The following is an 8,378-nucleotide window of genomic DNA, read 5'->3' on the forward strand; positions in this document are numbered from 1 at the left end:
CGGTTGCAGGACGGGGCGGCGGCCCGCCGGGCGCAGCACCCCGCGCTTCAGGCCCAGTTCGGTCAGCTCGCAGACGAAGCTGCCGCTGCCGACGCGGCGCTCGATGAAGCCTTCGGCATGAAGCTGGGCATAGGCCGTTTCCACCGTATCGCGCGACACGCCCAGCGACCGGGCCAGCGTCCGCGACGAGGGCAGGGGCCGCCCCGCCGTCAGCGACCGTTCGACGATCAACTGGCGCACGGCGCGCTGGATGCGGGCGTGCAGGGGCAGGCCGGACTGGGCCGGGTGGTCCATGAAGGCCTGAACGGATTCCAGCTGGGCGCGCTTCAACAATGGTCTGTAGCTTCTTTCCAAAGTGGCGGGAGTGATCCAGCCAATCCAGCGTTAGGTGTCACGCCCCCGGCGGGATGGCAATGTCGTCGCCCGTCCTGTGATGGGATGTGATGTCATGGGCGCTTTTGATTTCGCCGACTTCTTCAGCCGCGATCTGGACGATCTGAAGCAGGAGGGCCGCTATCGCGTCTTCGCCGATCTGGAGCGGCTGGCCCCCGACACCCCCTATGCCCACGATCACCGGCGCGGGCGTACCATCACCATCTGGTGCTCGAACGACTATCTGTCGATGGGCGTCCACCCCGAGGTGGTCGAGGCGGCGCAAGGGGCGATCCGGACCTATGGCGCAGGCGCGGGCGGCACGCGCAACATCTCGGGCACCAGCCACGAACATGTCCTGCTGGAGCGGGATCTGGCTGATCTGCACGGCAAGGAAGCGGCGCTGCTGTTCACCTCGGGCTATGCGGCCAATGACGCGGCGCTGTCGACGCTGGCGTCGCGCCTGCCGGGGGCGGTGATCTTTTCCGACGCCCTGAACCACGCCTCCATGATCGAGGGCATGCGCCGATCGGGCGTGGAGAAGCACATCTTCGCCCACAACGACTGGCGCGATCTGGACCGGCTGATGAGCGGGGTCTGCCGCTATCGGCCCAAGCTGGTCTGTTTCGAGAGCTGCTATTCGATGGACGGCGACTTCGCGCCCATCGCCGCCATCTGCGACGTGGCCGAAAAGCACGGCGCCTTCACCTATCTGGACGAGGTCCACGCCGTGGGCCTGTACGGCGCGCGCGGCGCGGGCGTGGCCGAGCGTGATGGCCAGTCGCACCGCATCAGCATGATCCAGGGCACCCTCAGCAAGGGGTTCGGCGCCATGGGCGGCTATGTGGCGGGTGATGCGGCGGCGGTCGACTTCGTGCGCAGCCACGCGCCGGGCTTCATCTTCAGCACGGCCCTGCCGCCGTCAGTTGTGGCTGGAGTGCGGGCGGCCCTGCGCCATCTGAAGGCCGACGGCGCGCCGCGCCGGGCGCTGGCGGCGCGCGCCGCTTCGATCAAGGCGGGGATGCAGCGACTGGGCCTGCCGGTCCTGCCCAGCCCTAGCCATATCCTGCCGGTGATGATCGGCGATGCGGCCACGGCGCGGGCGGTGACGGACGCCCTGATGGATGAGCACGGCGTCTATATCCAGCCGGTCAACTTCCCCACCGTGCCGCGCGGGACCGAGCGACTGCGCGTCACGCCGACGCCGCTGCACAGCGACGACGACGAGGAGCACCTGCTTCAGGCTCTGGCCGCCGTCTGGGCCGACAACGCCGACTGGCGCCGGTTTTCGGCCTCGGCCCTGCGGACGCTGGAACCGGCCTGAGCCTCAGTCGGCGGTCGAAGCTTTCCACCGCTCCAGATACTCCAGCCGCCTCAAGACTTTTGAGCCGGGGTCCAGCAGGATGTGCGCACCCTGCGGCGCCTCGAACGTCGCGCGCCCGTTGGTCATGGGCAGGGCGCGTAAGGCGCCGTCCACCTCGATCTCGACCGGCAGGGGGAAGGGGCGGCCGTTTCCGGTCTTCCACTCCAGCGTCACCTGCTCGCCCTGCCGCGTCATGACCAGATCGGGCAGGGCCGCCTGATAGAGGTAGGCGTCGAAGAACCAGCCCATGTCGCGGCCGGTCACCTCGTTGACGATGGCCACATACTCCGGCGTCGTGGCGTAGCGCGGCCGGAAGTTCCCCGGCTGCGGATCGGGGCGGCCATAGACCAGACGACGCAGGCTCTCATAGAAGGCGTCGTCGCCGATGTGCAGGCGCAGGGTGTGGGCGATCAGCGCGCCTTTGTAATAGAGATCCAGCGCCGGGCCGGTCTTGTCGTCATAAACGGTCCCCGCGTCCTGCGACTGGCCGGACACGACTGGGAAGCGGTTGGCCAGCGTCAGCCGCATGGTCTGAAGTTCGGCCTGCATGGCCCGCTCGCCGTTCAGCCAGCGGGCGTAGAGAGGCTGCATGTAGGTGCCGAACCCCTCGTGCAGCCACATGTCGTCCCAGTCGGCGTTGGTCAACTGATTGCCGAACCACTCGTGCGCCAGTTCGTGCTGCAGCAGCCAGTCGTAGCCCTTGCCGTCCAGCTTGTAGCCGTTGCCGTAGGCGTTGATGGTCTGGTGCTCCATGCCCAGGTGCGGGGTTTCGACCACGCCCATCTTCTCGTCGCCGAAGGGGAAGGGGCCGATGCTTGCCTCATAGAAGTCGAGCATCTGCGGGAACTCGTCGAACAGCGCCTGCGCCTTGACCGGATCGGCTGAGGCCAGTCGCCAGAAGCGCAAGGGGATGACGTTTCCGAGCCGGCTCTGATAGTCGGCGGCCATCTCCACATAGGGGCCGACGTTCAGGCTGATGGCGTAGGTGTCGGGCTGGCGCGCGGTCCAGTTCCAGGTGGTCGTGCCGTCGCCGTTGTCGGTCTTGCCCAGGAAGCGGCCGTTGGCGGGGGCGCTGAGGCCTGAAGGGACGGTGATGTGCAGATCGACCCGCTCCGGCTCGCCCTGCGGATGGTCGATGCAGGGCCAGAACAGGTCGCAGCCCTCGCCCTGAACTGCGCTGGCGATCCACGGCTGGCCGTCGGGCGTCGTGGTCCAGACGAAGCCGCCGTCCCAGGGCGCGCGCTGGGCCTGATGCGGGCGGCCGGAATAGGCGATACGGACGGAAACGCCTTCACCCGCCGTCAGGGGATGGGGCAGGGGAATGGTCAGCCGTCCCTCGGGATTGGACCAGTCAGAGATCGCCCGTCCGTCCACGGTGATGGCGGCGATGGCGAAGACGGCGTCCAGTTCGACCACGACCGCCGCCGTCGGCGCCGTGGCGGTGAAGTCGAGGACGGCGACGCCTTCCAGCGACTGGCTTTCCGTCAGCAGCTTGAACGACAGATCAGCCTTGTCGAAGCGCAGGGCCAACTGCTCCGCCGTGCGCGGCGTGCCGCTGGACAGGGTGAAGGCCGTGGTTTCGCGCACCGCTTCCTGCGCCAGAGCGGGCGAGGTCAGCAGGGCTGTCGTCAGGCAAAGGACGGCGAGAGGGCGCAAGGTCGAGGCTCCGGCAGAACAGGCCACGAGGGTAGCGGGCCGGCGCGCAAAAGAAAAAGGCCGGTGTTTCCACCGGCCTCTTCAAAATCCGTCAGTCGACGCCGATCAGGCGGCGGCTTGCTCGGCCAGCTTGGCGCGGACCTGACGCTTGATGCGCAGGGCGGCGATCGACAGCTGCTCGTCGCGAGCCTTGACGATGAAGGCGTCCAGGCCGCCCTTGAAGTCCAGGGTGCGCAGGGCGGCGTTCGAGATACGCAGCGAGAAGGTCTGGCCCAGAGCTTCCGACTGAACCTTGACCGTCTTCAGCGACGGCAGGAAACGGCGCTTGGTCTTGATGTTGGAGTGGCTCACGTGATGGCCGACCATGGGGCCGATTCCGGTGAGTTCGCAGCGACGCGACATCTGAAGATCCTCAAGGTCACATCCGCAATACCGGCGCGGACGCATGAAACAGGGACGCGGCGAGCAAGGAGGCCCGCGCGAGAGGGGGCCGTATAGAGGAAGGACTCGCCGGGCGTCAAGGCTGGAGTCGTCGTCCGGCGCGACAGAGTCATTCTGAAGGCGAGGGATCGCCTTCGTTCAGCACTCGTTCAAGGCGTGACTATATAGAGCAGACCCATGATGAGTCCCATGAACGGCAAATCCATGAAGACCTTGATCCCCTTCGCCCGGCTGATGGCCGTCGTCGCCCCCGTGGCCGCCGGCGCCGTGATGCTGGCCGCGCCCGCGTCCGCGCCTCAGGCCCAGTCGGCCGCCCAGTCCGAGGTTCTGCCCGGCTACTGGGAATACACCACCAGCGTCATGGGCGCCCGCGACACCGAACAGAAGTGCGTGCGGCCCAGCGAGATCAACCGATTCTTCGGCGGTCTGTCGACGCGCAAGTGGCGGTGCACCTATCCGACCCGCGAAGTCGGCGACGGCCGCGCCCGCTTTGAGGGCAGCTGTCAGGACCGCAAGGGCCGCCGCATCAATGTGCGCCTGAACGGCACCTATGAAGAGCAGGCCTTCCGCTTCAACGGCGGCGCCCAGCTGGCGCGCGGCACGCCCTACATCCCCGCCAGCATCACCGCGCGCCGCCTGGCCGCCCAGTGCCCGGCCGGGGCGGAATATTTCTGATCTGATTGTGAAGGAGGCCGGGGCGCGCGTTCCGGCCTCTGTTCTTTTGCGTTCTATTCTGCGGGACGCTCGGGCGTAGGCCTGGCCGGCAGCAGGGTCTTGGCGAAGGTCGTCAGACCGCCGTTCAAGGCCGCATAGGCGACAAGGCCGATCACCAGGCCCCAGAAGGCCCCGCCGATCCCGAACAACTGGATGTTGGCGGCCGCCGCCAGGAAGGTGATCAACGCCGCCTCGCGGGACTTCGGCTCGGCCAGGGCGCCCGCCAGACTGCCGCCGATGGCTCCCAGCAGGGCCAGCCCCGCCAATGTGGTGATGAAGACGGCGGGCAGGGCCATGAAGACCGCCGCCAACGTCACGCCGAACACGCCGATCAGGATGTAGAACACCCCCGCCGCCACGCCCGCGATCCAGCGCCTGGACGGGTCTTCGTGCGCTTCCTTGCCGGTGCAGATGGCGGCGGTGATGGCGGCCACATTGAAGGCGTGTGAGCCGAACGGGGCCATCAGAAGCGAGCCGATCCCCGTCACTGTGACCAGGGGATTGGCGTTGACCGCATAGCCGTCGTTCCGCAGCACCAGCATCCCCGGCATGTACTGGCCGGTCAGGGTGATCAGGAACATGGGGATGGCCAGGCTCAGCAGGGCCTTGAACGAGAAGGCGGGCATGGTGAAGACGGGCGCGGCCAGCTTCAGCTCCAGTCCCGACAGGTCGACGCGGCCCTGCGTCAACAGAAAACCCAGCCCCAGCACGAGGATGCCCACCACCGCATAGCGCGCCGTGAACCGCTTCAGCACGACGTAGGTCAGGATCAGCAGACCGGCCAGAACGGGGTCGACGCCCACGCCTCCGAAGGCCTGAATGCCGAAGGGCAGCAGTATGCCCGCCAGCAGGGCGGCGGCGATGGCGGGCGGTATCAGGCGGATCACCCGGTCGAACCCGCCCGACAGGCCCAGAACCACGAAGGCCGCCGCCGAGATCAGATAGGCGCCGATCGCCTCGGCGTAGGAGGTCGCCGCCAGGGCCGTGACCAGAAAGGCCGCTGCGGGCGTCGACCAGGCGGTGATGATCGGCGCCTTGTAGCGCCAGCTCAGCCACAGGCCCGTCGTCCCCACGCCGATGGAGATCGACCAGACCCATGAGGCGGTCAGTTCAGGGCTGAGGCCCGCGACCTTGGCCGCCTGGAACACCAGGATGAAGGTGCCGCCATAGTTGACGATGACAGAGATCAGTCCGGCGACGACGGGGTGCAGCAGATCGCTCCACCGCAAGGGGGGAGACGGGGCGGGCATGGACATGGGGAGAGCCTCTGCGAACGACGACGATGCGCGCGCTCCTAGAGGATCAATGGCCGGTTAGACCTGTCCATTCATGGCCATTTCGCCAGACCATTCGGTTTCGCCGCCCCCTTGCCGACGGCGCTCATGAAAAAGGCCCGACGTCGCCGCCGGGCCTTTCGCGTCGTTTGCGGATCGCCTGAGGTCAGGCGGCCTCGGCTTCAGCCTCGGCGGCCGGAGCGACCGGCTTCTTGGCGCTGAGCGACTTGCCCAGCAGGGCCATGGCGGCGTCCTTGTCGATCTTGTTGGCGGCGGCGACTTCGCGGGCCATGCGGTCCAGGGCCGATTCATAGAGCTGGCGCTCGGAATAGGACTGTTCCGGCTGGGTCTCGGCGCGGTGCAGGTCGCGGACCACTTCGGCGATGGAGATCAGGTCGCCCGAGTTGATCTTGGCTTCATACTCCTGGGCGCGGCGCGACCACATGGTGCGCTTGACGCGGGCGCGGCCCTTCAGGGTCGTCAGGGCCTTGGAGACGGTGTCGTCGGCGGCCAGGGTGCGCAGGCCAGCGGTCTTGGCCTTCTTGGTCGGGACGCGCAGGGTCATCTTCTCGTGTTCGAAGGTCACGACATAGACTTCCAGCGCCATGCCGGCGACTTCCTGAGTCTCGATCGCGGCGACCTTGCCGACGCCATGCGCGGGATAGACCACCGCATCGCCAACCTTGAATTCCAGACCGGTCTTGCTCGTCATGTCATTCCTTTCCCGAACCGTCGGGATGAGATCGCCGCCACGCAGATAGTGAAAAACCGCCCCGCCACCGAGCGCAGGGCCCGGCGGTTGAGGCGGAGGATCGCACTGTCAGACGCGAAAACGGATCACCAAACCTCTGGCCGACCTCGTCTCTAGCGGCGAGGTTCTGTCGTAAATGCGGGCGGCGCGCAGAGTTGCGGAACCGCCCGTTTCGAATAGGGAGGAACCTATCATAAAATTAGGAAATCTCAAAACATCCACAGGGCGCGTGGCGATGGTTGGCGCATTGTGACCGCATTATGGCGAATTCTTAGGAGCCCTTGCCCGGCTTGGGGCTGAAGTACTTCTCGAACTTGCCGGTTTCGCGCTCATACTGTTCGCGATCCGCCGGGGGCACGCCCTTGACTGTGATGTTGGGCCAGACCTTGGCGTATTCGGCGTTGACCTGCAGCCACTTGCCGTCGGGCTCGTCCTCGGTGTCGGGGACGATGGCGTCGACGGGGCATTCCGGCTCGCACACGCCGCAATCGATGCATTCGTCGGGCGCGATGACCAGGAAGTTCTCGCCCTCATAGAAGCAGTCCACCGGACACACCTCGACGCAGTCCATGAACTTACATTTCACGCAGGCGTCGGTGACGATGTAGGTCATGGCGTTCGGGCGGGCCTGTGGCAGCGAGGGAGGTCGAGGGCGGGCACATGGCCCCGACGGAACCAACTGTCAACCGAGGGCGCTGTTGCAAAGCTGTTCAGGCCCGATGTCGCCGGGCCCCGCTCCATATTCGTGACGCCCGATCATCGTCCATCAGGAGGCTCCACCATGCGTTTCATCACTCACTCAGCTATTGGCCGCCTCGGCGCCGCGAGCCTGGCGCTCAGCCTGCTGGCCGGCGGCGCGGTTGTGGCCCAGTCCGCCCTGACCAAGGTTCCGTCCGAGGTCCAGGCCGGCGACTACAAGCTGGACGCGGACCACGGCAAGATCACCTGGTCGGTCGATCATCTGGGCTTTTCGACCTATGTCGGCCAGTTCGTGAACGTTCAGGCCGAGCTGAAGCTGGACCCGGCCAATCCGTCCGCCAGCACCCTGACCGCGACCATTCCCCTGACGGACGTGGCGTCGAACTCGGACGGGCTGAACCGCCATCTGCAGACGGCGGACTTCTTCGACACCGCCAACCATCCGGTCGCGACCTTCCGCTCGACCCGGATCGTGATCGACGCCGATGATCGCGACGAGGCGACAGTCCACGGCGAACTGACCCTGCGCGGCGTGACCCGCCCGGTGGTCATGGAGGTCGAGTTCAATCAGGCCGGCCCGACGCGCGGCGGCTACAAGGCCGGTTTCGACGGCGAGACGACCATCAAGCGCTCCGACTTCGGCATCACCTTCGGCCTGCCCGCTCTCGGCGACGAGGTGAAGCTGCATATCGAGGGCGAGTTCGTGAAGGCGGCGGGCTAGGTCGGCGCGCCCAGCATTTCATAGAGGGCGCGGGCTTCTTCCGGAGGGCCGCGCTTTTCGCCCAACTGAATCACGCGCACGGCGATCAGCCGCCCGCCCTGGGCGAACAGCACCTCGTCGCCGGGATGGACGCTGCGGCTGGGCTTGTCGAGCCGGGTCTGGGCGCCGTGGTGCGTCAGGCGGATCGCGCCCTGTTCGACCATGGCGGCGGCCAGGCTGCGCGTCCTGGCGAAGCGCGCACGCCACAACCAGACGTCGATGCGGCAGCTCTCGATGCTCATTCGGTCGCTTGGGCGGCTTTCTGGCCGCCGGGGCGCCGGGGCCGACGGCGAGGTATACGCCCCGCCTTCGGCTTGGGCGGAGCCGCAGGGCGGGGCGGCTGGGTTA

10 protein-coding genes are annotated in these 8,378 nt (G+C 67.0%); 3 read left to right on the forward strand and 7 right to left on the reverse strand.

The genetic code is table 11. The features are described from left to right. Positions 1-330: winged helix-turn-helix domain-containing protein (locus tag RT567_RS10580; protein WP_313576351.1), on the reverse strand; the 330-nt coding region annotated here is incomplete at its 3' end. A gap of 118 nt (positions 331-448) precedes the next feature. Between RT567_RS10580 and hemA the strand changes: the two genes are divergently transcribed. Continuing rightward, a complete protein-coding gene (gene hemA / locus RT567_RS10585; RefSeq protein WP_313576352.1) occupies positions 449-1,696 on the forward strand; it encodes a 5-aminolevulinate synthase in 1,248 nt (415 codons plus the stop codon). Between the two features lie 3 nt (positions 1,697-1,699). On the opposite strand, the gene RT567_RS10590 is transcribed toward hemA, so the two are convergent. Both RT567_RS10590 and rpmB read right to left on the reverse strand, forming a co-directional pair. Beyond that, complete coding sequence (locus RT567_RS10590; RefSeq protein ID WP_313576353.1) at positions 1,700-3,391, reverse strand: M1 family metallopeptidase; 1,692 nt, start codon at positions 3,389-3,391, stop codon at positions 1,700-1,702. A 105-nt stretch (positions 3,392-3,496) separates the two neighbouring features. Next, positions 3,497-3,793 (reverse strand): 50S ribosomal protein L28, encoded by a 297-nt coding sequence (rpmB, locus tag RT567_RS10595; RefSeq protein WP_087140498.1) that lies wholly within the window; start codon positions 3,791-3,793, stop codon positions 3,497-3,499. Between the two features lie 228 nt (positions 3,794-4,021). Between rpmB and RT567_RS10600 the strand changes: the two genes are divergently transcribed. Further along, the gene (locus RT567_RS10600) at positions 4,022-4,507 is read left to right on the forward strand and encodes a DUF3617 family protein (protein WP_234287632.1); all 486 of its coding nucleotides are present in this window, start codon (positions 4,022-4,024) and stop codon (positions 4,505-4,507) included. A 53-nt stretch (positions 4,508-4,560) separates the two neighbouring features. Here RT567_RS10600 and RT567_RS10605 read toward each other — a convergent pair whose 3' ends face one another. The 3 genes from RT567_RS10605 to fdxA all read right to left on the reverse strand — a co-directional run bounded on the left by RT567_RS10605 (position 4,561) and on the right by fdxA (position 7,184). Continuing rightward, complete coding sequence (locus RT567_RS10605; RefSeq protein WP_313576354.1) at positions 4,561-5,802, reverse strand: benzoate/H(+) symporter BenE family transporter; 1,242 nt, start codon at positions 5,800-5,802, stop codon at positions 4,561-4,563. A 184-nt stretch (positions 5,803-5,986) separates the two neighbouring features. Continuing rightward, on the reverse strand, positions 5,987-6,532 hold the full coding sequence (locus RT567_RS10610; RefSeq protein WP_046652322.1) for a CarD family transcriptional regulator: 546 nt from the start codon (positions 6,530-6,532) through the stop codon (positions 5,987-5,989). Positions 6,533-6,842: 310 nt separating this feature from the next. Then, the gene (gene fdxA / locus RT567_RS10615) at positions 6,843-7,184 is read right to left on the reverse strand and encodes a ferredoxin FdxA (RefSeq protein ID WP_003166185.1); all 342 of its coding nucleotides are present in this window, start codon (positions 7,182-7,184) and stop codon (positions 6,843-6,845) included. A gap of 168 nt (positions 7,185-7,352) precedes the next feature. Between fdxA and RT567_RS10620 the strand changes: the two genes are divergently transcribed. Then, a complete protein-coding gene (locus RT567_RS10620) occupies positions 7,353-7,991 on the forward strand; it encodes a YceI family protein (RefSeq protein WP_313576355.1) in 639 nt (212 codons plus the stop codon). Here the strand turns inward: RT567_RS10620 and RT567_RS10625 are convergent. After that, complete coding sequence (locus RT567_RS10625; RefSeq protein WP_313576356.1) at positions 7,988-8,272, reverse strand: RNA-binding S4 domain-containing protein; 285 nt, start codon at positions 8,270-8,272, stop codon at positions 7,988-7,990. The two genes, RT567_RS10620 and RT567_RS10625, sit on opposite strands and share 4 nt — an antisense overlap. Between the last annotated feature and the right edge of the window lie 106 nt (positions 8,273-8,378).

The organism is Brevundimonas sp. (assembly GCF_032107865.1).
Lineage (GTDB): Bacteria > Pseudomonadota > Alphaproteobacteria > Caulobacterales > Caulobacteraceae > Brevundimonas.

Coding starts and splice junctions, on each gene's coding strand:
- RT567_RS10605 (WP_313576354.1), bottom strand. CDS start 5,802: ATGTCCATGCCCGCCCCGTCTCCCCCCTTGCGGTGGAGCGATCTGCTG.
- RT567_RS10600 (WP_234287632.1), top strand. CDS start 4,022: ATGAACGGCAAATCCATGAAGACCTTGATCCCCTTCGCCCGGCTGATG.
- RT567_RS10610 (WP_046652322.1), bottom strand. CDS start 6,532: ATGACGAGCAAGACCGGTCTGGAATTCAAGGTTGGCGATGCGGTGGTC.
- fdxA (WP_003166185.1), bottom strand. CDS start 7,184: ATGACCTACATCGTCACCGACGCCTGCGTGAAATGTAAGTTCATGGAC.
- rpmB (WP_087140498.1), bottom strand. CDS start 3,793: ATGTCGCGTCGCTGCGAACTCACCGGAATCGGCCCCATGGTCGGCCAT.
- hemA (WP_313576352.1), top strand. CDS start 449: ATGGGCGCTTTTGATTTCGCCGACTTCTTCAGCCGCGATCTGGACGAT.
- RT567_RS10620 (WP_313576355.1), top strand. CDS start 7,353: ATGCGTTTCATCACTCACTCAGCTATTGGCCGCCTCGGCGCCGCGAGC.
- RT567_RS10625 (WP_313576356.1), bottom strand. CDS start 8,272: ATGAGCATCGAGAGCTGCCGCATCGACGTCTGGTTGTGGCGTGCGCGC.